Source organism: Rahnella aquatilis CIP 78.65 = ATCC 33071, from assembly GCF_000241955.1.
Taxonomy (GTDB): Bacteria; Pseudomonadota; Gammaproteobacteria; order Enterobacterales; family Enterobacteriaceae; genus Rahnella; species Rahnella aquatilis.
In genome coordinates this window covers 145,690-172,561 of record NC_016835.1, presented here as the reverse complement: position 1 = coordinate 172,561, position 26,872 = coordinate 145,690, and the positions used below count along the sequence as shown (strand labels likewise).

Below are 26,872 nucleotides of genomic sequence, written 5' to 3'. Positions count from 1 at the left end.
TTTCTCATGACTGCCATTGCATGCGCTATTTTCGCCCCGGTAACATCCGCACCAACGTATTGTCACGCAGACGATAGTGATGCCAGAGCGCCGCAAAAGCATGTAAACCGATCAGGTAATAACCCGCATTTGCCAGCCATGTATGCAAAGTTTTAAGTTCTTTTTGCAATGACAAATCCGGCAAAACACTTTTGGGCATCATTAGGTTAAACATTGTCCAGTCATGACCGCTGTAGTATTTCGATAAAATGCCCAGTACAGGTAATCCGATAAACATCAGATAAATAACCGCGTGAACCAGCACTGAAAGATTATGTTGCCAGTGAGGTGGCGCAGGTTTAACGGAGGGCGTGGTATACATCGCGCGAACAAACACGCGCACACACATCAGAAATAATACACAAAAACCCAGGCTGTAATGTGCCAGCGTTAATAGTTCGCGTGCCTGTGAGCCTTTGATGAATGCCCCCTTGATATCCATCGTAGTATAGGTAAGAACGACTAAAACCAGCACCAGCCAGTGAATCACGATTTGCACAGAGGAATATCGGGTACGCATAGAAGTTCCGGTAAACGAAGATACGTTAACCATACTTGCTGAGACTTAAGCTTACATTAAGAGTAATGAGGGGAAACAATGTATGGGGAAAAAATCCGCAGAACGCCTGAAATGGTGAAAAAGGGAAATAAAAAATGGCGATGAACCGGATTTTTCTGCCCGGCTAAAAAGCGGGGCAGAAAAGCTCAGCACATCAGCCGTTCGGTTAGCGTTTGATCAGGAAACTTTCCAGTGTAGCACCGCCATCCAGTGCTGCTTTAATGGCAGAAGGCGTGCGGCCCTGGCCAGTCCAGGTTTTTTTAGAGCCGTCAGTATCCGTGTACTCATAAATAGCCGGGCGTGGCTTACGTTTGGCTTTGGTGGTGACTTTGGCGCTCTGGTGGCCCAGAAGATCATCAATTGCGATGCCGTCGTTTGCCAGCATTTCACGGTATTTCAGTAACTTTTCGTCGCGCTCTTGTTGCTGCGCACTGCGCGCTTTTGCATTTTCGCGAGTTTCTTCGACAATGGCGGTCAGTTTCTCAAGAATTTCTTCCAGAGTGCTCAAAGGCATTTCGCGAGCCTGAGCCCGAAGTGTACGGATATTATTCAAAACGTTTAATGCATTGTCCATGATGTGCTCACTTTAGAGATGTATCATTAAATTAGTGACTCTGATTCTACACAAACAAATAATGATATCAATTGCGTCAGGATAATATTACACCTTATTACACAATTCCTGTGTGAGCCCCTTCAGTTTATTGAATTTTAATACGTTCTTTTTATAAGGGCTTATTGCGTCTGGATTAATAAATTTTTAGCGCACAAATCACCTTGAGAACGTCAAAATAAGCAGAAAAATATTATTAAGCTAAATTTCCCCCTCTTTATAAGAGTATCGCTGCGTGAATAACATATGTTGCTATTATGTACAAATCAGGCCAGTTCTTTTCTTTTGGTGCGGTTCTCCATGCTTAACCTTATTCATGCCGCTAAAATTCTTCTGCCGGAAACCGATGAAAGGCATCTTATGCACAAAAAAATTAAAGCGGTTAATGCGGCATCGCTTTAAAATGTGATTCACATCACACAGGAATTTTATTAACGCCATGTTTAAGACTATTTTTGTTGTTTGTGCCGCGTGCGTGGCGCTGAAGCTTGCGCTGGACTGGCAGATTATATTGCAGGTGGCGGAAGGTTAACCGTCAGCTGAGAAGCCAGAGCCGCAAATTCGGTCAGATTGCGGGTTAATACGCCGCGTCGCCATATCAGCCATGTGGTCAAAAAACGATAATTATCGGCCAGCGGCCAGATGCTCACCGTGGTGCTGCCCGGCATACTTTCCAGCATACTGCGTGGCATCAGCGCCAGCCCGCCGCCAGCGATCACGCAAGCCAGCATGCCGTGATAAGACTCCATTTCGTAGATTTTCCCCGGTGCAGCGCCATCATCCGCAAACCAGCTTTCGAAATGACGGCGATAAGAGCAGTTCGAGCGGAATGCATACAGAATCTCCCCGTTAACATCCTGACCGCGTGTTACAGGCGCGTGGTGCAAAGGGGCGACAATCACCATTTCTTCTTTATACACGGGCACGCCATCCAGAACCGGATGCAGTACCGGCCCGTCTACAAACGTCGCTTCCAGCTCCCCTTCCAGCAATTTATCCAGTAATTCCCCGGAAGGGCCAGTGCTCAGCGCCAGTTCGACTTTACTGAATTGCTGGTGATAACGCGCCAGCAGAGCGGGGATCCGCACCGCGGCGGTGCTTTCCAGCGCGCCCAATGCAAATATCCCCTGCGGTTCCGTGCCCGCCACAGAGATCCGCGCTTCATCGACTAAATCGAGAATGCGGTTGTTGTAAGTGAGAAAGTTTCGCCCGGCCGGGGAAAGGCGCAATCGCTGGTTTTCACGAATAAACAGCGCCACACCCAGTTCAGCTTCGAGCTGTTTGATACGCGTGGTGAGATTGGAGGGCACGCGGTGAACCAACTGCGCCGCCGCGCTGATACTGCCGGTTTGTGCGACGGCGCGAAACATTTCGAGCTGTGACAGATTCATAGTCTTTCTCAAAAAGTGAACGGTTTACTTATTTTTATTCATTTTTATTCATCTGTGCAAGTCTCTATGCTCATCGGACAGGATAAATGAGGAACACATAATGACAACGCCCGACACGCACGCAATTTCGCTGAACCCGTTCAACGGCCAGCGTATCGCAGAGTATCCTTTCGACACCGCACCGGCACTTGAGGAGTCCGTCGCACAAGGCAGCGCAGCCTTTAAGCAGTGGCGCAAAACGGATATCGCTCAGCGCGCATCCCTGCTGAACAATCTGGCGACAGAACTTCGCGCAGCCGGTGAAGACATCGCCCGCATGATCAGCCGCGAAATGGGTAAACCCGTTAAACAGGCACGCGCTGAAGTGGAGAAATCCGCAGGCCTGTGCGAATGGTATGCCCGGCAGGGTCCGGCGATGCTCGCACCTGAACCCACCATGGTCGATAACGGCGAAGCGCACATTCATTACCGCCCTTCCGGCATGATCCTGGCGATTATGCCGTGGAACTTCCCGGTCTGGCAGATCCTGCGCGGCGCGGTACCTGCGTTACTGGCGGGCAATACATTCCTGCTCAAACCTGCGCCGAACGTGATGGGCACAACTTATCTGGTGAAACAGGCTGCGCTGAAAGCCGGTTTCCCGGCGGGGGCGTTTGGCGTCATTAACGTCGGGAATGCAGATGTTGCCGCGTTGATTGCCGACCCGCGCGTTGTCGCCGTCACGGTGACCGGCAGCGTGCGTGCGGGTGGTGCTATTGCGGAGCTGGCAGGTAAATCGCTGAAGAAATGTGTGCTGGAGCTGGGCGGTTCTGATCCCTTTATCGTGCTTAATGATGCCAGCCTCGATGAGGCGGTGAAAGCGGCTGTCGCGGGCCGCTATCAGAATACCGGACAGGTTTGCGCCGCCGCGAAACGCATGATTGTGGAAGAAGGTGTGCTCGAAGCCTTTACTGAGAAATTTGTCGCGGCCACACAGGCACTCGTCATCGGTAACCCGCTGGATGACGACACCTATATTGGCCCGATGGCGCGCTACGACCTGCGCGATGAACTGCACAAACAGGTGCAGGACACGCTGGCCGAAGGCGCAACGCTGTTGCTGGGAGGTGAGAAAATTGCCGGCGACGGTAACTTCTACGCCCCCACCATTCTGAGCAACGTGACGCCGCAAATGACGGCATTCCGTCAGGAATTGTTTGGGCCCGTTGCCGCAATTACCGCCGCGCGTGATGCTGAGCATGCTGTCGAACTGGCGAATGACAGTGATTTTGGCCTGAGCGCCACGATTTATACCGCCGACCTTGCACGGGCAGAACAGATGACCGGCGAACTGCAAACCGGGGGCGTATTTATCAATGGCTACAGTGCGTCAGACCCGCGCGTGGCATTTGGTGGCGTGAAAAAAAGTGGCTATGGCCGCGAATTGTCACATTTCGGTTTACGCGAATTCTGCAATGTGCAGACCGTATGGAGCAACCGTAAGTAACGGTTGTCCTGTTGAGGGTTAAGATAATCACAGGATTTCATAATCCTGTGATTATCTCTTTTAACTGACCCCGTGAGCCCGGTGCCTGGATCCTGGTGACGGCCTGATGATAACGGGACGCCTTTGTTGTTACTTAAACAACCCCATCAGATGGTTTAAAATCAGCGAAGAAAGGGTGAAATCAGGGTCAGCAAATGTGACGCCCTGCGCACCAAGATGTGAGAATAATGGCAACGTCAGTGCAGGTAATACACATAACAGCAGGCCATTGATACCACTGGCAATCATCGCGCCACGGAACCCGCCGGTAGCATTACCGAAGATGGCCGCCGCGCCTCCCGTAATAAAGCTCGCCATAATGCCCGGAACAATAATGGGCAATCCGACAAACGGGAAGATGAGAATACAAGCCAGTTCCACAGAGAAGCTCACCAGAAAACCAATCAACGTGGCATTTGGCGCTTTCGTGAAAAGCACCATGACATCCACCGCCGGGACCGCGCCAGGGGCGAAAACTCGCGAGAACCCTTTAAACGCCGGTACGATTTCCGCCGTAAATAAGTTGACGCCCGCTTTGGCGAGATACAGACCGCAAGCAAACACGGCCGACTGCTCAAGAATAAAAATAAGCGTATTTTTATCTGCCGCACCTGCACCATACACCAGCGTCATCGCCGTTTTGATCTGCGGTTGTGTAGCAAATACACAGGATATGAGCAGAAGAACCAGCATCGTTAAAAGCGTGGCGATGTTGGGTTCCCGCAGGAAATCAAACTTGTTACTGATTTTAAGATGTTCTGTATCGGTCTTTTTATTACCGAACCATTTCCCCATATATGAGCCGATGATATATGAAGATATGGCCGCGTGAGAAATGGCATATTCATCAGAGCCTATGATTTCACGGCTAAATCTGTTCAGGAAAAACGGCGATGCGGCCATATAAAAGCCGATGAAAATCGACGAGATGATAATAATGGGATAATAGCTATAACCCAGTTGCATCAGCACTGCTGTTAATGCAAAGGACATAAACAAGACAAGATGCAGCGAGAGATAGATAAATTTCAGGCGCGTAAAGCGGGCCAGAAGAATATTGATCACCATAGAAAACAACAGAATTATCGCTGCCGTTGAACCAATCTGATCGATGGTCGCCGCCATGATTGCTTCATTACTCGGCACCACACCAACAATGTTAAAGGCGTTAGAAAACAAGGTGCTAAAGGCCGTTAACACTTTCATTAAGATTGAGCCACCGACTTTTATCATGGTAAATCCGATAAAAGAAAGTGCCGTTCCGGTGATTATTCTTGATACCGATGCTTTTTGAAAAACCAGTCCCAGAAATGCAATAATCGCAATGATAACAGCCGGTGTTTTAACCAAACTCAGAAATATTTCCATCTTCCCCTCTTTCATTGAATTTATTTTGATTGAAAGTTGCGGCCTTTTTCTAAGAAACTTTATCGTTACATTTTTCCAACATATCTCATTCAACCTTATTCAGCCGTTATGGGATCTTGCTTTATGAAACAATGTTTCTTTTTATTTGGCACGACGTTTTATATAGATATCCTGAAAGGGATGATGTGAAGTGACTCGCAATTAGTGGAGCAGAAGGCATTTTTTAATTCGTTTTGGAATGGACATAACAGGAGGGCACCGGTCTGACGAAGCGCAATGCTGGCCGCCGCTTCCCGCGTTGCGGGTCTGAATCCTTCGACGCTCTCCAGTGCACTCTCCGGACCGCGGACAAAAGGTGAAATGCGCATCCCGCAGGCCGGGCGCAAAACGCCTTCCTTTTTGTACTCATTTCAAAAATACCTGACCTGTAACCAGGTGAAAATATCCTCTTTTATTTTCGCGTTAATTGTGGCGGGAGATTAATTAACAAAGAATTAGCAATTAAAGCTAAAGGTCATTACATGAAAAGGTATTTATTAGCATTGCCCGCTGAATATTTCCGGTGCGCTAACGCCCTTATTCATTAACGGTGCAACTCAAGATCCGATTTAGAAAAATGACCTGATGAGGAGTAAATCCATGAAAGGCTTAGTGAATGATGTTTTATCAATATTCTCACCCAAAGCGGTTAAGCCTGTTTTGGTCCGCCAGGGGTTATCGCATCGCGAGATTGCCTCGCTGCAGGCCGTCGGTGTGACCACGGTGTCCTGGGCCACCTCCATGGAAGAACTCAACAACGCATTTGTAAAAAAAGCGCTGGATGCAGGCGCCGTCGGCTACCACATTACCCATGTAGAATCGCACAAACCGGGCAAGGAGCAACAACACGTCATGGCTGCCACCGCGACCTTTTATCATATCAATCACAAAGTAGCTTATGGCTGATGTACAGGGAAAGTCGCTATAAAAATGCCGCAGGCGTGCGGCGTTTTGACATTATCCCCCCCCACACACCTTTCGGCGGATGAGGGGTTTCAGCAATCTCTTAGCGTGTCACCGGATTACATCTGGGTCAATCATGTAACCCGCTGCAACGCCTGAAATTTCTCTGGAAAGCACCCGTCATTTCCGCACTTAGCCCGTTGGTTTAGCTCACTCAATTACGCTATAGTGCGTGCGCCGCGGCAAAATCCGCTGCCGGGTTTCGCAGCCTGAATATCACGTTAGAAACACATATGTCATAATTATGTGTTGGGCCTTCCTGTACCTGTCAAACGCAGAGATATCGTGTTTGTACATTCAATGGTGGCTCAGGCAGGGCAACCTTCGGGTTGGCCGGGTTTCTAACGTTCGCCGGTACTGCGAACCCTGTCTGAGCTACCACCAATAAGAGTTTCGCAGCTCTGTCGGTGGCTTATATCCACACGTTAGAGATTCAAAACATGAAACTATCACATACCCCTACATTTCTGCCCTTCTTCCCGGCTGTTCCTGCGCTGTCAAAAACAGGAGCAACCCGTCATGAATAATCACGACTGGCATCAGGCCGATATCATTGCTGCATTGCGTAAGAAAGGCACAACGCTGGCCGCCGTTTCCCGCGCTGCCGGTCTGAGTTCCTCGACGCTGTCTAACGCACTTTCAAGACCCTGGCCGAAAGGTGAACTCCTGATTGCCCAGGCACTGGAAATACACCCAAGCACCATCTGGCCAAGCCGGTATTTTGATCCCAGGACCCGTGAACGTATTCAGCGGACGGTGAGATCGTCGAACAGAATATAGAAATCGATATCAGGGCGCGGAATGCGCCCTTTATAGTGGCTATTTCAAAAAATTGCGAATCTGTAACCCATAAGAACATGGCTAACACCGCGACCTTTTCGCTATCAATCACCAAGTGGCTCATGGCTGATTTGCAGATCAAGCCGTTATGAAATGAAAACACCTCAGGCTTTAAGGATTGCGGCTTTTTTTATATTGGGGAAAGGTTTACATAAGGTCACTGCTCATCCGGTCCAATGACTGAAAGCCGCGCTCGTCAACATGCAGCAGCATCATTTTCTTTTTCTTAACACCTATAACGGGTAAGATTAGTCCTAATAACAACCTGTAAGGAAATAGAAATGGGATCTATGGTTTTTTGTAGAGGATGCGGAAAGGAGATCCACGAGTCGGCTAAATCATGCCCGCATTGTGGAGCAACTCAAAGTATTAATCCTCAGGGGACTAAAAGCAGGGTTGCTGCTGCTTTGTTAGCATTCTTCCTGGGTGGTTTTGGTGTTCATAAGTTTTATCTGGGTAAAATCGGGCAAGGGTTCTTATACCTCATCTTCTGCTGGACATTTATTCCTTCAATAATTGCCTTCATTGAATTCATTATTTATCTGTGCGATTCAGATGAAAACTTCGCCAAAAAATACGGTTGAGTTAATTATTTGATTATAAAAGCCGCTTTCAAAAGTGGCTTTTTAGAATCTACTCAACACGACATGAGGTTATTGATAAAAAAAACCCACACCCACCTTTCGGCGAATGCGGGTTCTCAGTAATCTTTTGTCCGTTAAATCACATTACATCTGGATCAGATGTTTGATTTTCACGTCCGGATTGGTGTCGGCAGCGTAATCAACACCGTTCAGGCCAAAGCCGAACAGACGCATGAACTCGCTTTTATAGCCCGCGAAATCAGTCAGTTCAGCGATGTTGTCGTTAGTGACTTCATTCCACAGTTTACCGACTTCTTCCTGCACTTCCGGCGCGATCTCTTTGAGGTCAGCGCGCAGACGGCCTTCGTTATCGACCAGTGGCTCAGCGCCGTACAGGCTGTCTTTGTACAGACCGTAGACCTGCTCGATACACCCTTCATGAGTGCCCTTTTCTTTCATCACTTTGAACAGCAGGGAAAGGTACAGCGGCATCACCGGAATAGCAGAACTCGCCTGCGTCACAACGGCTTTCAGTACGGAAACGCGTGCATCGCCGCCCTGTTCTGCCAGCGTGCTGCGGATATCCAGAACACGTTTGTCCAGATCCTTCTTCGCTTCACCGATAGAACCGTTCCAGTAAATGTCCTGCGTGACTTCTTCACCCAGGTAGGTGAAGGCGGTAGTTTTCGCGCCTTCAGCCAGCACACCGGCGGCTTTCAGGTCGTCGATCCACATCTGCCAGTCTTCGCCACCCATAACGGCCACTGTGCCCGCGATTTCTTCCGGGGTTGCCGGTTCCAGCGTGGTTTCGTTGATGGTTTCTTTGTCGGTATTGATGCCGCGAATGGTGACTTGTTTACCGATTGGTTTCAGGGTGGAGTTGAACACTTCACCGGTTTTAGGATGGGTGCGGCGCGGTGCTGCCAGGCTGTAAACCACCAGATCAACCTGACCCAAATCTTGTTTGATCAGCTCAATGGTCTTTTGCTTCACTTCATCGGAGAACGCGTCACCGTTGATACTTTTTGCGTACAGGCCTTTCGCATCGGCGAATTCTTCGAATGCGGCTGAGTTATACCAGCCCGCAGTGGCGGTTTTGGATTCATCGCCCGGACGTTCGAAGAAGATGCCCAGCGTGGCAGCGTCAGAACCGAAAGCAGCAGAGATGCGGGCAGCGAGGCCGTAACCGGTAGAAGCGCCGATCACCAGGACTTTTTTAGGACCGCCTGCGATTTTGCCTTGCGCGGTAACGTAGTCGATTTGTTCTTTAACGTTCGCCTTGCAACCTTCCGGATGGGCAGTAACACAGATAAAGCCACGGATACGTGGTTTGATAATCATATAGACCTCATTGCAACTGTCTCAGTAAATTGGCCGATAGAATATAGGTTTGCGCCGTTTCAGGCAAAACCTGACGCTTCATCGCCGTGTAAACAGACTTCTCTGACCCGAAAATAGGCTCGTTTGCGTCAGAAAGTATAAAAATTGAACCAAAAGTGATCCCCGTAGTGTAACGCAGTCACGCCGGGATTTTCATTTCAGGCTTCACGCATTCCAAAAGCATGGCGGCGGCAAACCGGACATTCATTATCCCGGGCGGACCAGGCGGGAAATAAGTGGCGACATACCCGGCATTGTGCTTGTTCAAGGCTGTAAACGGTTAATGTACCTTCATTGCTTTCACGCACGAATAACGCGCCGTCGAAGCAAACCGCTTCGCAGTTGCCACAACCGGTACACTTCACAGGATCCAGCGTTAACGCGAGATTATCCAGGCAGATGGCTTGTTCGGGGCAAATCCGGCTACAGGCACCGCAGAGGGCGCAACGGCCTTTGTCGAGATCAAGGTGATATTCGCTGATCTGCGTAAAACGGGTGCGCCTGGACCGACGCCCGACAGGAACGTTACCGGCAGAAGCGCCTTCGTTTTTAAGATGCAACCACCGGCGGCGTGAACCGTTGAACGTTTGCCGGGACGGCGGCACAATATTCCACAGTGGTTCCTGCATTTGTTTCAGACGAACATTCAGCGTGGCGACGGCCAGAAACCAGCCAGCCGCGCTGTCCGCTGTCATCTCAACAAAACGAATGCCGTATTCACTGTGCCACATCAGTAATTCTTCCGGGCATGGCGCAATAGTGCTGAGCGGCGTCACCAGCCGGTCACCGCGATAATGCCTTTGCGCCGGTGAAATACCCTCCGGCGCACCCGTCGGGCAGTTAAAAAGACAATACCCGCAGCCGATACAGGCCTGCGGATTAATCACCATCATTTTTTCTTTATTGAACGTGACAGCCCCTGTCGGGCAAACTTCCGCGCAGGCTACGCAGCGGCTATTTTTCACGGTGTTGCGGACGCATGCCTTTCCGGCACCCGTAAAGCGCGGACGGTCATTAAGCGAAAATACCTCCATCAGTGAATGCTGAAGAAGTTAAAACGCAACATTATTTCAGCAAGCAGCATCAGGATCCCACCCGCGGACAGTAATCCCCCACGAATACGGTGATTTTGCCCGCTATATGCCGTCGCGCCCGTACCTGCAATCAGTATCACCCATGCAACCAACCGCAATGTCTGCGACTGGTCAAAAGCGACCAGCGGCTGGTGCGGGAAAGTGATGACATCACTGTTCACGCCGCCCAGATAGCCCAGATACAGCAGTTGTTCCAGCAAACGCATCAGCGTTACCGCAATCAACAGGCCGATGCCGAAGCCGGCTAAACGTCGGGCAAGCTGCCATGGCAGCCACGGACAGCGCGAAATCCGCCAAAGCCCGGCAATCGCGCCCAGGCTGAGCGCCGCACCATAAAACATGACGTAAGTATTGACGTGCATCCAGGTCACGACCGAAGCGTGAACGTAAACCGCGCTCATACAAAACAGATCAGTCAGTCCCAACAATGAAGCGAGCAGCAACAACGACGTCATGACGCGCTTTAACATCAGGGCAATCAACGTTGTCAATCCCAGCATACCCAGATAAAGACTGGCGAAGACAATTTCCCGGCTCAGCCAGGAACTGCTGATGTGGCTCAGCGCGTGGAAGGCATTCAGCGGGTAGCCCAGATGCGCTGTCGAAACCATCAGCCCCAGCGCACCTGTGATGAAAGCCAGCAACATTGCCGGTGTGGCAACGCGCCATTTATCCTGCGCGTTCAGGTTGTCAGCGCCATAAATCAGCGTAAAGGTGATGAAAACGATGCTGCCCACGGAAAGCTGGAGCAGCAGTGTGAAGATGATAAGTGGCCATTCCTGCAGCATTATTGACTCCTTTTTTCCGCACCCTGGTGCGGTTTGATGACCAGATTAGGCTGAGTCAGCGCGGAATCCGGTAATCCCTGAACATCACAAAGACTGCCGTATTTCGCCCGTAACTCATCGATCGGACCAAACTTAATAGCGCCTAACGGACAGGTCGAGACGCACACAGGCTGCTGACCGGTTACCTGCAAATCGATACAGAAATCACATTTCGACATCTGACCGGTCTGCGTATTGAGCTGAGGAGCACCGTACGGGCAAGACCACGCACAGTATCCGCAACCGACGCATTTATCGGTATTCACCCGCACGATGCCGTCACCGGGACGTTTATGCATGGCCGTCGTCGGGCAATTTTTAGTACAAACCGGGTCGTTGCAGTGATTGCAGGAAATAGACAGCGTATAGGCGTACACGTTGTTGACCATTCCGCCCATGCCTGTGGGGATGAAACCGCCCCCTTTGATTTCATAGATACGACGAAAACGCCTGCCCACTTCAAGATTGTTTTTATCTTTGCAGGCGACCTGACAGGCTTTGCAGCCGGAACAACGGGAGGAGTCGATATAGAAGCCGAGCTGGCGATCGCTGACCGGAGGATAATCTGTAAACTGGCTCATGCTTTAATAACCTCCACAAGCATAGTCTGATGGGAATTCCCTTTTGCCAGCGCGGTAATACGCGCCGAACTGAGTACGTTAGCGCAACCGCCGTGATCGACACCGCGGGCATCCGGTTGCCACCAGGCACCGGCCTGCATAGCCACCACGCCGGGCATAATCCGCTGAGTCACTTCCGCCGGGATTTGTGTCACGCCGCGGTCATTGTGAATACGCACAAGGTCGCCCTGGGCAATACCACGACGATGAGCATCCAGCGGATTGATCCATAACTTTTGTTCCTGAACTTCCTGCAGCCACGGGTTGGCATACTGCGTGGAATTCGCACGGTTCTTGCCTTTCCAGGTAATCATCTGCAACGGAAATTTTTCCGCCAGCGGATCTTCCGGCCCTTCGTGAGCGGGCACATAGTGCGATAATGCCGGGATTTCCGGATGGTGCATGTCATAAAGCCTGCGCGAGAAAATCTCGATTTTTCCGGAAGGTGTCTGGAAAGGATGATTTTTCGGGTCGCGGATATTATCTTCAAACGCCACATATGGCTCGCTTTTGAACAGATGACGACGCGTTACCAACAGTTCTTTAAATGTCGGGAGTTTCTCATCAGGCATCGCCTGACGGGTTTTCTCCCAGATGTGAGTAATCCATTCTTTCTCTGTCCGACCCTGGCTGAATTCTTGTTCAACACCCAATTTCGCCGCCACCTCGCGCAACCAGTCGTAGTCAGAACGACTTTCGAAAGGTGGCTCGATGAGCTTTTCCGACAGCATCAGGTAATTACCTGTTCCCCAGGTTTCGCCAATGTTCCAGCGCTCCATAAAGCTGGTTTCGGGCAACAACAGATCGACATATTTAGCGCTTGGCGTGAGGTAAAGATCGCTGGCAACAATGAATTCAATTTTCGATTCATCTTCGAGCACCTTTACGGCCTGGTGGATATCCGGGTTCTGGTTAGCCAGATAATTACCCGCCAGCGAGAAAAGAATGCGGATATTGCTGTCGAGTTTATCCCCGCCGGTCAGCCCGTCCTGCGGCGTGACCAGACTCGCGTCATCCGCTGCCTGCACCCAGTTCATTACCGAGATTTTTTGTTTCACCGGATTGTCCGGCATCTCCGGCCCTGTGGTGAATTTACGGTTGCCGATACCCCCGTAGCCACCAGCCCAGCCGCCTTTGATCCCGACATTCCCGGTAAGGGTAGCCAGCAATGTCGAGCCGCGCGCGGTGCGTTCGCCGCAATTATGCCGCTGTGGTCCCCAGCCCTGGATCAGTGCGGCAGGTTTGGTTGTTGCATACTCTCTGGCCAGCCGGCGGATGGTCTGAGCAGGAACATGGGTGATCACTTCTGCCCACTCAGGGGTTTTCACGACGCCGTCTTTCACCCCGGTCAGATACGACATCAGCGATTCGTCTGGCGGTACATCTTCAGGCATTGAGCTTTCATCAAATCCCAGCGTATAGCGCTCGATGAAGGCATTATCGTGCAGATTTTCGCTGACGATGACATACATCATCGCATCCATAAGCGCGTTATCCGTTGAAGGACGCAGCGGGATCCATTCATCCGCCAGCGAAGAAGCGGTATCTGAATAGCGCGGATCTACCACAATGAAGCGCGTGCCGTTTTGCTTCATCTGCTGAAAATAGTGATTGGTGTGACCAAAGATGGTTTCTGTCGGATTATGCCCCCACAGGATCACCAGTGGCGTATCTGCCAGCGTATCCAGCGTGTTACCGCTCGCCGCCGTGCCGTAGGTGTAAGGCGTCGCCGCCGCCGTATTTCCCATACTGACAGAATGGTAGGAACTAAGATGACCGCCGGTCAGATTCAATAACCGGCGGGCCATCGTATCGCCGGAGAATGCGCCGCCGCTGACCGCGGTTCCCACATGAACGTAACGCGATGACGGTCCGTATTTTTTCGTAATACGTTGCAGATTATCGGCGATAAGTGTCGTCGCTTCGTCCCAGCTTATCCGGACAAATTTACCCTCGCCGCGTTTGCCCACGCGCTTCATCGGATATTTCAGACGATCCGGGTGATAGACAAATTTCCGGTAACTCCGTCCACGCACACAGGCGCGCATCACCGGCATGTCCGGGTCAAGTTCTGCATCGGGCCGCGTGGTAATTTGAATGACTGCACCGTCCTGAACATGCGCCCGGATATCGCATTTCCCGCCGCAGTCAAACGTACTACATGTCGCCACCACGTTGACCGGAGAGGGCACTAATCCTGACGAGGTAACGGAGGATTTATCGGCGGCATGACTGAATTTGAATCCGACCAGAGGAAGCGCAGCCACCATGCTGCTGACCTTAACGAAATCACGCCGGGTAACGTTTGAAATTATGTCACATTTATTTTTCATAACATTGGCTCAAAAAAGGAAAAGATCTTCCCATGCTTAACTCAAATTATTCCTTGTGGAATATCAAACCAACGCACGCCGTTACTCACTGTCAGGCAAAAATTTCCGTTTTGTCTCCTTCTGGTGTTGGCTGACATTTCCGGTAATTATTGTTAAGCATTGCGAATCATTTTCGCGAATATTTCATCACTAAAAAGTAACTTTTCATTCACCAAAATCGCGCCAGCCCCCTTCATTTCTCCCGTTTCCTTTCAAAATCCGGATTATGCGTTAGATTTATAGCGTGTGATCTGAATCACACAAAAACCATAATAAAGTCATGATTAGGGAGCATCTGTGAGTAAGAAAATAAACAGTGGCGGTCAGGATGAGGCGGCGAAAGCCTCGCAACCGACCGAACCGCTGGTAAAAGTCATTGCCTTTATAGCCACCCTGGGTGGCTTACTTTTTGGCTACGATACAGGGGTTATTGCCGGTGCTTTGCTGTTCATGAAGCACGATCTGCATCTGACATCGTTAACCACCGGGATGGTCACCAGTTTCCTGATCCTGGGTTCAGCAGTGGGTGCGGTCTGCGCCGGTCGCGTGGCGGACCGCTTCGGACGTAAGAAAGTCATTCTGGTGATGGCACTGATCTTTATGGCCGGTTCGCTCGGCTGTGCTACGGCACCCAACGTCGTGATAATGATTATCTGCCGGTTTATTCTGGGGCTGGCGGTCGGTGGCGCGGCAGCGATTGTGCCGATATATATTGCGGAAATCGTCCCCTCTCATCGCCGCTGGCAGTTCGTTACGTTACAGGAACTGATGATCGTCTCCGGTCAGTTGATTGCGTACACCAGTAACGCGGCCATCAACGAAGTGTGGGGTGGCGAAACCACCTGGCGCTGGATGCTGGGTGTCGCCTGCGTCCCGGCTGTGGTGTTGTGGGTCGGAATGCTTTTCCTGCCCGATACGCCGCGCTGGTATGCCATGCATGGCCGTTATCGCGAAGCGCGCGACGTGCTGGAACGTACCCGCAAAGCCAGCAAAGTGGAAAAAGAACTGAGCGAAATCCGCAGTTCCATGAGTTCCAGAAGCGAGAAACATTCCCGCCGTCAGAAAACGATCTCCGTCTGGATGAAGCGTCTGGTGTTTCTGGGGATTGGCATCGCCATGCTGCAACAGCTTTCCGGCGTGAACACCATTATGTTTTACGCACCGACCATGTTGCAGGCCACCGGGCTGAGCACCAACGCCTCGCTGCTCGCCACCATCGCCAACGGGGTGATTTCGGTGCTCATGACGTTTGTCGGCATTATGCTGCTGAGCCGCTTTGGCCGTCGTCCGCTGCTGCTGACGGGTCAGATTGGCTGCACGCTTACGCTTCTTGCCATCGGGCTAGTGACATGGTTGATGCCGGAAACTGTCAACGGGCATCCGGATACCGTACGCAGTTATCTGGTGTTAGGTGGCATGCTGGTTTTCCTGTGCTTTCAGCAGGGCGCACTTTCGCCTGTCACCTGGCTGTTGCTGTCGGAAATCTTCCCGATGCGCATCCGCGGCATGGCTAACGGTGTATCGGTATTTGCCATGCAGATGACCAACTTCTCCATCGCCTTTATGTTCCCGATCATGCTGGAATCTATCGGGCTGACGATGTCATTCTTCTGCTTTGCCGCCATCGGCGTCGCAGGTGGCCTATTCGCCGTGATATTCGCGCCGGAGACGCAGGGCAAAACCTTAGAGCAGATTGAGAAACACTTTAAGAAACAGTTGCAGGATGACCCCGTTCCGCAGGAAGCAGGCAGTTAAGTTAATAAGGTCATAACTCTGTCCGGCCAGTATGTTATCTGGCCGGACAGGACGTCAGAAGAAAGAAAAGCCTGCCCCCTCCCCCCTCACATCTGATGCATCATGTTGTATAATCGGTTTCCACGCCCTTATCCCAACTCCGGGTGCGCGCACATTATTTGCTACGGTGAACTTTTGAATTATCCCATCAGTTCGATTAATCACGCTTATCTGGGCAGCAGCGTTTACGCCACCTTGCGTGAGGCTCTGATTACCGGCCGTCTGAAACCTAATGATCGCCTGCGTATCCGCGAGCTGGCCGAACAGGTCGGCACCAGCGTCACGCCGGTGCGGGATGCAATTTTGCAACTGGCCAAAGAGCAGGCGCTGGAAATGCGCACGCCGAAAGATATCCGCGTACCTCAGCTCGATGAACAGCAGTACCAGGAAATCCGCACTTTGCGGCTGGAACTCGAAGGTCTCGGCGCGGAGAAAGCCGCGCAGTCGGTGACGGAATACGAATTACAGCGGATTGCGCAGAACATCGAAAACAACCGTCAGGCCATCAGCAACGAAGATTTACCCGAAGCCCTGCGCCTGAACAGTGAGTTTCACCTGATGCTGGCGCAAAGCGCGCGGATGCCGTTACTGAGTAACTTTATCGACAGTTTATGGATGCGCACCGGCCCGCTGATTGCGCAGGCGTATGCCCATTTCTCCGAACGCATGGCAATTGAACATCACGAAGAGATTTTGATCGCGCTGCGTAAAGGCGACGGCGCAACCGCCAGACGCGCCATTCAGGAAGATATTCTCGACGGCAGCCAGAAGATGGTCGAGTTTCTGGCCGTGGGACGTGAAAAAGCGTGAGGCGAAAGTGTCAAATATGACCCTTTAATGCCGATTTTTACTGCCAGAATGCACAAACGGCGGCGTGAACGGCATAAAGGTTCAAATATGACACTTTCAGAGCTTAAATGGTTCGACGTGACGGGTCTGTCACCCCATTTCGGCCAGCACGCCCGCCAGTGTTTCCAGCAACAGCGTAGCGTGTTCCGGCTGAAAGACCAGCGGCGGGCGAATTTTCAGGACGTTCGCTGCCGGGCCCGTAGCGCTAATCAAAACCCGTTTCCGCCGCATGGCATTGACCACAAAAGCCGCCCGTTCTGGCGCGGGTGTATTGTACTGATCGCTCACCAGTTCCACTCCGATAAACAAACCATCGCCGCGAACATCACCTATAACCGGATAACGCTTCGCCAGCTTTTGCAGCCCTTCTCGCAAGATAGCACCGGTCATCCTGGCATTCTGCTGCAACGCTTCACGACGTAAAATCTGTAAAACGGCATGCGCTGCACGACAGGAAACCGGGTTGCCGCCGAACGTATTGAAATAGCGCTGACGGCGGCCAAACTCCGTGAACAATTCCGGTCTGCCCACCAGTCCGGCAACCGGATGACCGTTGCCCATCGGTTTGCCCAGGCTGATCAGGTCAGGTGTCACGCCGTAACGGGCGAACCCCCAGCGCTGGCTGCCGGTACGACCAAAGCCGGGCTGCACTTCGTCTGCGATAAATAATCCCCCTGCCGCCCGTACCCGTGCCACGGCGCGTTGCATCTCCGCCGGTTCGGGGCTGAAAACACCGTCGCTGGAGAAAATAGTGTCCGCTAACAACGCCGCCGGTTTTACGCCTGCCTGTTTCATCGCGTCCAGCGCCCGCTCCACGCCGGCAGCAAATTTACCCGGATGGCGAAACGTGTCCGGCGCATCGGTCAGCCAGACATTTTTGCCCTGCTCAAACCCGTCGCCAAGCGAGGGCGAGAGTTCTGCCAGCGCGCTGGTCACTCCGTGATACGCCCAACGCGTTACAATGACGCCCTGCCCGCCCGTGACTTGCCGTGCGATACGCAACGCCAGATCGTTGGCCTCGCTGCCGGTGCAGGTCATGGTCAGGTTGCGCAGCTCAGGCGGAAACTCGGTCAGGAAATCTTCAGCAAATTCGACAATCGCATCATTCAGATAACGGGTGTGGGTGTTGAGTTGCGCGGCCTGCGTGGCGATGGCTTCAACCACCGCCGGATGGCAATGGCCAACCGACGCCACATTATTATAAGCATCCAGATAGCGCCGCCCTTCGCTGTCGTATAACCAGACGCCTTCACCGCGCACCACATGCAGCGGCTCCTGATAAAACAGCCGGTAGCCGCCACCGAGAAACTGCTGGCGGCCTTCTGATACCTGTTTCGACGTGAGCATAAAACGGCCTCTTATTTCTGTTCAAATGCGCACGACTGACGAAATATCAGGTCAGTCTGCGTAAAGGGCAGCGACATCAGACGCGATAAACTTCCCCAGGCGTGGGCCTGATTACGCAAAATATAGTCACGGTTTTGCGGATACAGCGCCGCACGGTGCCGGGCAATCAGCAAACTCAGCGCCAGCCGTGACGCCACCAGTTCCGGCAAGATATCCAGCTCGGCACCGGTGAGTGGCAAACGCCCGGTATAAGCGGCAATCATCGGCCGGCAATAAAGGAAAAGATCGTCGCCTTCACTGTTGAGCTGATAAGCCAGCGCGGTGGCCAGTTCGTTGATAAGCGGCGCGTGAAGGGCGTCACCGAAATCAATAATGCCCGCCAGACGTTGCGGATCGGCGCTGTTAACCAGTACGTTGTGGGCGTTCAGATCATTGTGGATCACTTGTCTGCGCAACTGCTGGCTGGCCGGAACCACTTTTTGTCGGTGGGTTTCCAGCACGCGGGTAATGGTACGGCGCTGTTCAGGATCAGTGAATTGCGTTATCCCGCCTTCAAGACGTGACATGTCGCTGATATCCCACAGCAAATCACGCTTTGCACCGGGATGTTCAAAATCTCGCAGCGCAATATCCAGCCGGGCCAGCGCGTCACCCAGTTCATGCATCAGCCTTGGGGTACGCGGCACCTGATATTGCGCAGTGCCCGGCAGATAACTCACGGCACGCAGCGTCAGAAATTGCCCGGCAACCTTCACCTGCGGCGTGAGTTCGCCGTGGCGGCTTTGCAGTAAACGCGGCACCGGCAGCTGGCTGTCATGCAGGGCCAGATGGCTGAGAATGGCAGTCTGGAAATCCACTTCAGCAGGCACTTCCGCCGGATTCACAAAACGCAGCATATAAGCGTGGCCGGGATCCGTTGTCAGACAAAAATTGCTGTCGCGTTCACCGCCCAGCACCTCCGCTTTGCCTTCCAGCCCGTAAACCTGCGCAGCAATATTCTCAGCCTGCAACGTGCTGACTCGCGGAACCTCCGTCGTAAGGAGGCCGGTTAATAACAGCGAAGGCGTGTCAGACATGCTGACCGCCGTTTACGTGGATCTCAGCGCCGTTAACGTAAGAGGCACCCGAGGTACACAGGAAATGGATCAGCGAAGCGACTTCTTCGGCTTTGCCCAGACGCTGTAAGGGTACGCTGCGCTCGACGATATCCTGCGTGCCCGGAGAAAGAATCGCAGTATCAATTTCTCCCGGCGCAATAGCGTTCACACGTACACCGTGCGGACCGAATTCGTGCGCCATTTCGCGTGTCAGTGTGGAAAGCGCCGCTTTGGAGCAGGCATAGGCCACACCTGCAAACGGATGCACTTTGCTGCCCGCAATCGAGGTCACATTAATGATGCTGCCCTTTGCGGCTTTCAGTTCATCAAATAATCCGGTCGCCAGGATCGCGGTCGAGAACAGGTTGACGTTAAACACCTGTAACCAGGTGGCGTAATCGCTGTCGAGCACGCCAAGACGGCCGCCGGTGGGCGTTTTCGGTGAAATACCGGCGTTATCGACCAGTGCATCCAGCCGCCCGCCGAGGCGTTCCTTGATCATCGGCAGGGCTTTCTGCACGCTGTCGATATCTTCCAGATCCAGATGAATATGATTGAGGAAACCCTCTGCCCACGGGCATTCATCTACCCAGTTCTGCCGCGATGCGGTGAAAATCCGCCACCCTGCCGCATAGAAATGTTTGACGGTCGCGTGACCAATGCCACGGCTTGCACCGGTCAGCAAAAGTGTTTTTTTCTGCGTTGTGTCGGTCATGAGAAGGGCTCCCGTTATTTTTGATATTTGATGCATCAGGAATAATGAAAAAAAGAGGACCTGTAAAGTCCTCTGATGAATTTAACGTCAGTGTGTGGCCGGAGAATGACGCAGGCGTTCGCCCCGGCGGCGCAGTAATTCCATCACCAGCAGCAAAATCAGCGAAGCCCCCACCATTAGCGAAGCCGCAGCCGCAATGGTCGGGTCGAGGTTTTCACGGATGCCGGCAAACATCTGAATGGGCAGCGTTCGCTGACGCGGGCTGGCAAGAAATAACGTCACCACCACTTCGTCGAATGAAGCAGCAAACGCAAACAGCGCCCCGGAGAAAACACCCGGCGCAATCAGCGGCAGCGTGACTTTGCGGAACACCGTCCACGGCGACGCGCCGAGGCTGGCGGCGGCGCGGGATAAATTACGGTCATAATTTTTGAGTATCGCCACCACAGTGATCACCACAAACGGTACGCCAAGTAACGCATGCGCCAGCACCAGCCCGAGATAGCTGTTGAGCAGCGACACGCGGGCAAAGAAGAAGAACATGCCCACGGCGATAATCACTACCGGCGCGATCATCGGCGATATCAGGATCGCCATAACCAGCGATTTGCCACGAAACTCGCCGCGCACCAGCCCGACCGACGCCAGCACACCCAGCACGGTCGCCAGCAAAGTGGCCAGCGGCGCAATCAGCAGACTGTTGCCCAGCGAGCTCAGCCATTCATCTGAGTGGAAAAATGTCTGATACCAGCGCAGCGAAAAACCGGTCAGCGGGTAGCTGAGGAACGAACCGGCATTGAACGACAGCGGCACAATGATCAACACCGGTACAATCAGAAACAACAGGATCGCCGCGCTGTAGAAATTAAAACACCAGCGCCACAACCGCAGAATTAACGCCCCTTTTTGTCTCATTGTGTGTTTCATCTTCAGGCTCCTTAATGCGCTGCAATTTCAGCTTTGGTACGCGTGACGCGGATATAAACGATATATAACAGCACCACAATCACCAGCAACTGACTGCCCAGCGCCGCAGCCATTCCCCAGTTCATCGTGGTATTAGTGAAGAACGCCACGAAATAACTGATCATCTGATCCCCCGGGCCGCCCAGCAGCGCTGGCGTGATGTAGTAACCCATCGCCATCATAAACACCAGCAACGCACCGGCGGTTACACCCGCATAAGTTTGCGGCACATAAACCCGCCAGAATGCCGTGAAAGGATGCGCACCCAGTGAAATCGCAGCGCGAACATAGTTAGGGGAAATGCCTTTCATCACTGCATATAAAGGAAGGACGATAAACGGCAGCATGATGTGGGTCATCGAGATATAAACACCGAGGCGGTTGAACACCATCACCAGCGGATGATCAATAATGCCGGTGGAAAGTAACGCACGGTTAATCAGACCACCCGATTGCAGCAGTACAATCCAGCTTGCAGTGCGGACAATCAGCGACGTCCAGAACGGCAGCAACACCAGAATCATCAGCAGATTCGCGCGTCCGGCCGGTTGTTTTGCCAGCCAGTAAGCCAGCGGATAACCCAGCGCGACGCAGCAAACCGTCACCACCAGCGCCATCCACAATGTGCGCAGCAGGACGTTGACATACAGCGCCTGATCCGGTGGCAGGGCAACAATTTTTCCGCTATCAGCGTCTACCTTGCGGTCAAACACCGACAATAAATAAAGAGAAGTGACCGGAGCCGAAGCACGTTTCACCGTCTGCCAGGTACTGAGTTCTCCCCACAGCGGCATACTCCGGATCAGTGGTTCACGCACCGCCCCACCGCCCTCCGGTACGTGGCGTAATGTGCCGGTGATCAGGCTGCGGTAACGGTTATCTTCGTAGCTTAAACGTTTGGCGATTGTCGCCATCTGACCGCTGTTGCGGGCATTACGCAAATCGGCGACCAGTGCGGAAAACGTTGCCTCATCTGGCACGCTTTTGCCGTCCCAGTGGGAAAGCAGTGCCACGGTTTCCGGCATCGTTGCGCCCAGCTCGGGATTGGTCACACTCTTACCCAGAATGGACGCAATCGGGAAGAGAAAACTGACGATGACAAACAACAGTAACGGTGCAATCAGTAATAACGATCGGCGGGTGTACGCCGCGTCCACTTTGCGCAGACGCTGACGCAATGTCGGCCCTTCTGCTGATTCTTCCGGCACCGGAGTGGTTAACATTTCGGTTTGGCTCATGTTTTTCTCCCGCTGCGAGGTTTTTATGCTTTTATCGGGCTCACAGCCCAAAATCATTCAAGTTGCAGCAAGGCGGCGAACGAGACGGATCCCCGGTCACATACTTGAGTATGTGACCGGGATTCGCGAGTGAAGCCAACGCAGGTGCAGCTTGAAGGATGAAGGGCCGACTACTTAGAAGACCAGGCGTTGAACCGTTGCTCGAGATCTTCACCATGCTCAATCCAGAAGTGAGTATCTACCTGCAAAGCGCCTGCCAGGTTTTTCTCGGCGGTTGGCAGATTCTGAGCATATTTCGGGTCGATCATACCGGTAACGGATTTTTCGGTCGGCCCGTAGGGGATGGTTTCGGCAAAGACTTTCTGGTTTTCAGGTTTGTTGGCGAAAGCAATAAACTGTTCTGCCAGATCTTTATGTTGGGAACCTTTGACGATGGCCCAGCTGTCAAGGTCGTAGAGGCTGTTGTCCCAGACCATTTTGAAATCATGGCCTTCCCCTTGTGCGGCGCTGACGCGGCCATTATAAGCAGACGTCATAACCACATCGCCGGAAACCAGCCACTGCAAGGGTTGTGCACCGGATTCCCACCATTGAATGTTCGGCTTGATCTGGTCAAGTTTTTTGAATGCGCGCTCTACGCCCGCAGGCGTTGCCAGCACTTTATAGATATCTTCGCGTTTTACGCCGTCAGCCAGCAAGGCGATTTCCAGCGTGAATTTGGCACTCTTGCGCAGTGCACGTTTGCCCGGAAAATCTTTCACATCCCAGAAGTCGGCCCAGCTTGTTGGCGCTTTTTTCAGTTTGCTGGCGTCATAAGTCAGCACGGTTGACCACAGGAAAATGCCCGCACCACATTCGGTGACCGCACCCGGCACATATTGCGCTTTATCGCCCAGCTTGCTCCAGTCCAGCGGTTCAAACAGCCCTTCATCACAGCCGCGGATAAGCTCCGGGCTTTCCACTTCCACCACGTCCCAGCCAACCTGTTTGGTTTCGACCATTGCACGGATACGCGCCATTTCACCGTTGTATTCTCCCGGCTCAATCGTGCCCTTTCCTGCTGCCGCAAAAGGTTTGTAAAAGGCTTTGTCCTGGGCGTCCTTGTTCAGGCCGCCAAAAGAAATCACGGTCAGGGATCCCGCCTGAGCCTGAAACACCATCCCTGCAATAAGCGTGGTAAGGACTATTTTCTTGAACATGCTGTGACTCCTGGGTTAACAAAAAAGGAAAAGCGCTAAGAGAACGGCATTGTTAAAAATATGATGCATCATATTTTATTACAGAGCATAAATTATGCCATTTCTGTTGAGTCCGCCCGCCACGCACAGAACGGCGGGCGGACAGGGATTAAAGAGGCGTTATGTGATTTTTTTATGCCTCATGACACTCAGTTTCTGATGACGGGCACTGCTTTCGTGCATCGGTGCACTTTATCTGCACAGCGACTCACCCGGCGCGATGCACGGGTTTCCTCAGTCAGCCAGCACGCGGGACAAAATGGTCAGTGCAGCTTTGAACTGCACATCAGGAATGGTCAGCGGATACAGGAAACGGATCACGTTGCCGTGTACACCGCAACTGAGCATCAGCAATCCGGCGTCCAGTGCTTTGCGCAGATACTGCCTGGTCAGTTCAGAAGAAGGCTTTCCGGTAGACGGATCGTTAAATTCAGCCGCCACCATCGATCCCCGCGCGCGGACATCCACCAGCGCCGCGCAATTCGCTTTGGCTTTCTCCAGCACTTCGGCCAGCTCTGCGCCCAGACGATTTGCGCGCTCGCAGAGTTTTTCTTCTTCAATGATGTCCAGCACCGCCAGCGCAGAAGCGACAGCCAGCGGATTACCCGCGTACGTGCCGCCAAGGCCACCCGGCTCCGGTGCATCCATCAGTTCAGCACGCCCGGTGACCCCGGAGATCGGCAAACCGCCGCCGAGACTTTTCGCCATAGTGACGATGTCCGGTTTGGCATCCGGATAGTACTCTGAGGCAAACATTTTACCGGTGCGCGCAAACCCGCTCTGTACTTCGTCGGCAATCATCACGATGCCGTGACGGTCACAGATTTCGCGCAGACCTTTCACGAAATCTTCCGGGGCAATATTAAAGCCGCCCTCGCCTTGTACCGGCTCATACAGGATCGCAGCAATCTGCTGCGGCGCGATATCGCTGCGGAAAATACGCTCGATGCTGTCGAGTGCCATTTCAGTGGTGACGCCGTGAACAGCGTTGGGATATTGCGCGTGAAAGACCGAGGCCGGGAACGGCCCGAAGCCCACTTTGTAAGGCACCACTTTGCCGGTCAGCGCCATGGTCAGCAGCGTGCGGCCATGAAAGGCGCCGGAGAAGGTGATGATGCCGGGACGACCGGTGGCGGAGCGGGCAATTTTCACCGCGTTTTCGACAGCTTCCGCGCCGGTACTGAAGAACGTGGTTTTCGCTTTGCCGCTCACCGGTGAAATCATGTTGATGCGTTCGGCCAGATCCACAAAGCTGGCATAAGGCACAATCTGGTAGGAAGTGTGCGTGAACAGGTCGAGCTGGTTGCGGATGGCTTCAACGATTTTCGGGTGACGATGCCCGGTGTTCAGTACCGCAATCCCGGCAGTGAAATCAATATACTCCCGCCCTTGCTCATCCCACAGCGTGGCATTTTCTGCTTTCGCTGCATAGAAATCACACATGACGCCAACACCACGCGGTGTCGCCTCTTTACGGCGTTTTTCCAGTTCACTGTGACTCATCTTTCGCTCCTGCCTTCAGGTTGATGTTTTACAGATTGCCGGTTGCGAGATGAATAATTTGTCGAATTAGCAATCCGTTCTTGTTTTTTATCCCGTCAGCGGCCCTATAATCCAGAACCAGTTTTAATTATTTTGAGGATCCACTTTGCGCTCATTGCTTTCTGACCTCATTTTGCAACGTCTCACTGAGCTTTCAGATGCCCTGCCCGGCACGCTGAACAAGCGGCTTTATCAGGCATTACAACAGGCTATATTTGATGGCAGTATTTCCCCTGGCAGCCGTTTACCAGCCTCAAGAGACCTTGCCAAAGAGCTGAATATTTCGCGCAACACAGTGCTGGCTGCCTACGAGCAGTTGCAGGCCGAAGGCTACATTCAGACCCGCAGCGGAAGTGGTACCTTCGTTCCCGCAGATTTACCGAAAGACGGCGTATTCGCCGATAAAACACCCACGCGCTGCACTCCGGTTCGCAGCCACGTGTCACTTTCCAAGCGCGGTTCTCAATTGCTGACGCGTACCGGTGTTGCCTCGCATCAGTGGGGCGCGTTTATGCCGGGCGTACCGGACGTCACCAAATTTCCGCATGACATCTGGCGTAAATTGCAGAACCGCCTGAGCCGTCGTCTGTCTCCCGAATTTCTCACCTACTCCGGTCATGGTGGCTGCCCGCAACTGCAGCATGCGCTGGCAGATTATTTGCGTATTGCGCGGTCTGTTGACTGCACGGCAGATCAGATCCTGATCACCGCCGGTACCCATCAGGCGCTGGACTTGCTGGCGAAAATGCTCTGCGACCCCGGCGACACGGCCTGGATTGAGGAGCCGAGTTACTGGGGAATTCGTAACGTGCTGACCATCAACGGCGTTGATATTCAGCCGGTGCCGGTGGACGAAAACGGGCTGAACCCGCCTGACAGTCCGCCACAGGACCGTGCACCGAAGCTGATATGCGTGACACCGTCACATCACTATCCGCTTGGTTCGGTGATGAGCCTGGCCCGGCGGCAAAAAATTCTTGCCATCGCCAGTCAGCAAGGTAGCTGGGTGGTGGAAGATGATTACGACAGTGAATTTCGCTATTCAGGCAGCCCGATCCCCGCGTTGCAGGGACTGAGCAGCGATGCGCCGGTGATTTACATCGGTACTTTCAGTAAGACAATGTATCCGGCAATGCGGATAAGTTACGTCGTGCTGCCTCGCCCGCTGGCCTCACGCCTGAAAATTGCGCACTCCGAATTGTACCGTGCCGGTAACGGACTCACGCAACTCACGCTGGCACAATTTATTCGCGAAGGGCATTACGCCGCTCATATCCGCCGGATGCGATTGCTTTACGGCAGGCGGCGTAATGCCCTGATACGGCTTATAGAACAGGAACTCGGCCCGGAATTTCTGTGTGAAAACAGTAACGCCGGTCTGCATCTGATTTTGTCACTGCCTGATTCGATTGATGATGTGGCGCTGAGCGCAGAGCTGGAGCAGAAAAAAATTCTCACGCGGCCGCTGTCGGCATATTACCTGCGCCCTGCCCCGCGGCGCGGACTTTTGCTCGGTTACGGCTGCGTTCCTGAAGAAGAAATTGAAACGACTTTCGGGCATATCGTCGATTGTTTGCGGCGCAGGCTGCAATCCGGTGGTGCAATCCCACTTACCGATAATGAGGCGCTACCCAAAAGAGGGATTGCCTGATCCTGCGTTAAATACCGTATTTATTGCTAGCAATAAATCTTAGACATATAAAAATCATAATAGAATTCATAAGCCTGCGAGATTTCTCTCAGGCTCATATTTTGTGTTCTTTTGTCAAAAAATGCTTGTTAGCGTCAGAAGTGGGTGGTAAAGATTTTTAATAACGCCAGACAAACACTCCTTCTGAGGATGTTTTATGCACAAATTGTGCCGTGTCGCGT

The 26,872-nt window shown here is 52.7% G+C and carries 24 protein-coding genes; 8 read left to right on the top strand and 16 right to left on the bottom strand.

Going from position 1 to position 26,872, the window contains the following annotated elements:
* Positions 1-25: 25 nt before the first annotated feature.
* The 3 genes from cybB to ptrR form a co-directional block, all read right to left on the bottom strand.
* The gene (gene cybB, locus RAHAQ2_RS22810) at positions 26-559 is read right to left on the bottom strand and encodes a cytochrome b561 (RefSeq protein WP_014341743.1); all 534 of its coding nucleotides are present in this window, start codon (positions 557-559) and stop codon (positions 26-28) included.
* Between the two features lie 205 nt (positions 560-764).
* On the bottom strand, positions 765-1,172 hold the full coding sequence (locus tag RAHAQ2_RS22805) for an H-NS family histone-like protein (protein WP_014341742.1): 408 nt from the start codon (positions 1,170-1,172) through the stop codon (positions 765-767).
* A gap of 545 nt (positions 1,173-1,717) precedes the next feature.
* Positions 1,718-2,602 (bottom strand): putrescine utilization regulator PtrR, encoded by an 885-nt coding sequence (gene ptrR, locus RAHAQ2_RS22800; protein ID WP_014341741.1) that lies wholly within the window; start codon positions 2,600-2,602, stop codon positions 1,718-1,720.
* Between the two features lie 100 nt (positions 2,603-2,702).
* Here ptrR and RAHAQ2_RS22795 point away from each other — a divergent pair, with 100 nt between their 5' ends.
* Positions 2,703-4,088: an aldehyde dehydrogenase family protein gene (locus RAHAQ2_RS22795; protein ID WP_014341740.1), complete on the top strand. Its 1,386-nt coding sequence runs from the start codon at positions 2,703-2,705 to the stop codon at positions 4,086-4,088.
* A 129-nt stretch (positions 4,089-4,217) separates the two neighbouring features.
* Here the strand turns inward: RAHAQ2_RS22795 and RAHAQ2_RS22790 are convergent, their stop codons facing one another.
* Entirely contained in the window at positions 4,218-5,495 is a 1,278-nt protein-coding gene (locus RAHAQ2_RS22790) for a PTS ascorbate transporter subunit IIC (protein ID WP_014341739.1), read from the bottom strand.
* Positions 5,496-5,771: 276 nt separating this feature from the next.
* On the opposite strand from RAHAQ2_RS22790, the gene RAHAQ2_RS26270 reads away from it, so the two are divergent.
* The 4 genes from RAHAQ2_RS26270 (at position 5,772) to RAHAQ2_RS22770 (ending at position 7,921) form a co-directional block, all read left to right on the top strand.
* Positions 5,772-5,978, top strand: coding sequence for a helix-turn-helix domain-containing protein (locus tag RAHAQ2_RS26270; RefSeq protein ID WP_037041067.1), 207 nt, complete (start codon positions 5,772-5,774; stop codon positions 5,976-5,978).
* Positions 5,979-6,134: 156 nt separating this feature from the next.
* Positions 6,135-6,440, top strand: a complete 306-nt coding sequence (locus tag RAHAQ2_RS22780) for a YdgH/BhsA/McbA family protein (RefSeq protein ID WP_014341738.1) — start codon at positions 6,135-6,137, stop codon at positions 6,438-6,440.
* A 576-nt stretch (positions 6,441-7,016) separates the two neighbouring features.
* Positions 7,017-7,277, top strand: a complete 261-nt coding sequence (locus RAHAQ2_RS22775; RefSeq protein WP_014341737.1) for a helix-turn-helix domain-containing protein — start codon at positions 7,017-7,019, stop codon at positions 7,275-7,277.
* 341 nt (positions 7,278-7,618) lie between these two features.
* Positions 7,619-7,921: a TM2 domain-containing protein gene (locus RAHAQ2_RS22770; RefSeq protein ID WP_013578013.1), complete on the top strand. Its 303-nt coding sequence runs from the start codon at positions 7,619-7,621 to the stop codon at positions 7,919-7,921.
* Positions 7,922-8,065: 144 nt separating this feature from the next.
* Here the strand turns inward: RAHAQ2_RS22770 and fabV are convergent, their stop codons facing one another.
* The 5 genes from fabV to RAHAQ2_RS22745 form a co-directional block, all read right to left on the bottom strand.
* Entirely contained in the window at positions 8,066-9,262 is a 1,197-nt protein-coding gene (gene fabV, locus RAHAQ2_RS22765) for an enoyl-ACP reductase FabV (RefSeq protein WP_014341736.1), read from the bottom strand.
* A 197-nt stretch (positions 9,263-9,459) separates the two neighbouring features.
* Positions 9,460-10,335: a 4Fe-4S binding protein gene (locus tag RAHAQ2_RS22760; protein WP_014341735.1), complete on the bottom strand. Its 876-nt coding sequence runs from the start codon at positions 10,333-10,335 to the stop codon at positions 9,460-9,462.
* Positions 10,335-11,183 (bottom strand): dimethyl sulfoxide reductase anchor subunit family protein, encoded by an 849-nt coding sequence (locus RAHAQ2_RS22755; protein ID WP_014341734.1) that lies wholly within the window; start codon positions 11,181-11,183, stop codon positions 10,335-10,337. The genes RAHAQ2_RS22760 and RAHAQ2_RS22755 overlap by 1 nt, the downstream gene beginning before the upstream one ends.
* A complete protein-coding gene (locus RAHAQ2_RS22750; protein WP_014341733.1) occupies positions 11,183-11,803 on the bottom strand; it encodes a DMSO/selenate family reductase complex B subunit in 621 nt (206 codons plus the stop codon). The genes RAHAQ2_RS22755 and RAHAQ2_RS22750 overlap by 1 nt, the downstream gene beginning before the upstream one ends.
* Positions 11,800-14,175 (bottom strand): DMSO/selenate family reductase complex A subunit, encoded by a 2,376-nt coding sequence (locus RAHAQ2_RS22745; protein ID WP_014341732.1) that lies wholly within the window; start codon positions 14,173-14,175, stop codon positions 11,800-11,802. The genes RAHAQ2_RS22750 and RAHAQ2_RS22745 overlap by 4 nt, the downstream gene beginning before the upstream one ends.
* A gap of 336 nt (positions 14,176-14,511) precedes the next feature.
* Between RAHAQ2_RS22745 and RAHAQ2_RS22740 the strand changes: the two genes are divergently transcribed.
* Together RAHAQ2_RS22740 and RAHAQ2_RS22735 are read left to right on the top strand one after the other, a co-directional pair.
* Positions 14,512-15,969 (top strand): sugar porter family MFS transporter, encoded by a 1,458-nt coding sequence (locus RAHAQ2_RS22740; RefSeq protein ID WP_014341731.1) that lies wholly within the window; start codon positions 14,512-14,514, stop codon positions 15,967-15,969.
* Between the two features lie 174 nt (positions 15,970-16,143).
* Positions 16,144-16,818 carry a GntR family transcriptional regulator gene (locus RAHAQ2_RS22735; protein ID WP_037041069.1) on the top strand — a complete coding sequence of 225 codons (675 nt, stop codon included), beginning with the start codon at positions 16,144-16,146 and terminating at the stop codon, positions 16,816-16,818.
* Positions 16,819-16,947: 129 nt separating this feature from the next.
* On the opposite strand, the gene RAHAQ2_RS22730 is transcribed toward RAHAQ2_RS22735, so the two are convergent.
* The 7 genes from RAHAQ2_RS22730 to RAHAQ2_RS22700 all read right to left on the bottom strand — a co-directional run bounded on the left by RAHAQ2_RS22730 (position 16,948) and on the right by RAHAQ2_RS22700 (position 24,961).
* Positions 16,948-18,204, bottom strand: coding sequence for an aspartate aminotransferase family protein (locus RAHAQ2_RS22730; protein WP_014341729.1), 1,257 nt, complete (start codon positions 18,202-18,204; stop codon positions 16,948-16,950).
* Between the two features lie 11 nt (positions 18,205-18,215).
* A complete protein-coding gene (locus RAHAQ2_RS22725; protein ID WP_014341728.1) occupies positions 18,216-19,280 on the bottom strand; it encodes a phosphotransferase in 1,065 nt (354 codons plus the stop codon).
* On the bottom strand, positions 19,273-20,016 hold the full coding sequence (locus tag RAHAQ2_RS22720) for an SDR family NAD(P)-dependent oxidoreductase (protein WP_014341727.1): 744 nt from the start codon (positions 20,014-20,016) through the stop codon (positions 19,273-19,275). The genes RAHAQ2_RS22725 and RAHAQ2_RS22720 overlap by 8 nt, the downstream gene beginning before the upstream one ends.
* Before the next feature lie 87 nt (positions 20,017-20,103).
* On the bottom strand, positions 20,104-20,931 hold the full coding sequence (locus tag RAHAQ2_RS22715; protein WP_037041090.1) for an ABC transporter permease: 828 nt from the start codon (positions 20,929-20,931) through the stop codon (positions 20,104-20,106).
* Positions 20,932-20,954: 23 nt separating this feature from the next.
* Positions 20,955-22,220, bottom strand: coding sequence for an ABC transporter permease (locus RAHAQ2_RS22710; protein ID WP_014341725.1), 1,266 nt, complete (start codon positions 22,218-22,220; stop codon positions 20,955-20,957).
* Positions 22,221-22,390: 170 nt separating this feature from the next.
* Positions 22,391-23,419: an ABC transporter substrate-binding protein gene (locus RAHAQ2_RS22705; protein WP_014341724.1), complete on the bottom strand. Its 1,029-nt coding sequence runs from the start codon at positions 23,417-23,419 to the stop codon at positions 22,391-22,393.
* A gap of 273 nt (positions 23,420-23,692) precedes the next feature.
* Complete coding sequence (locus RAHAQ2_RS22700) at positions 23,693-24,961, bottom strand: 4-aminobutyrate--2-oxoglutarate transaminase (RefSeq protein ID WP_014341723.1); 1,269 nt, start codon at positions 24,959-24,961, stop codon at positions 23,693-23,695.
* Positions 24,962-25,106: 145 nt separating this feature from the next.
* On the opposite strand from RAHAQ2_RS22700, the gene pdxR reads away from it, so the two are divergent.
* Positions 25,107-26,651 carry a MocR-like pyridoxine biosynthesis transcription factor PdxR gene (pdxR, locus tag RAHAQ2_RS22695; protein ID WP_014341722.1) on the top strand — a complete coding sequence of 515 codons (1,545 nt, stop codon included), beginning with the start codon at positions 25,107-25,109 and terminating at the stop codon, positions 26,649-26,651.
* Positions 26,652-26,872: the final 221 nt, after the last annotated feature.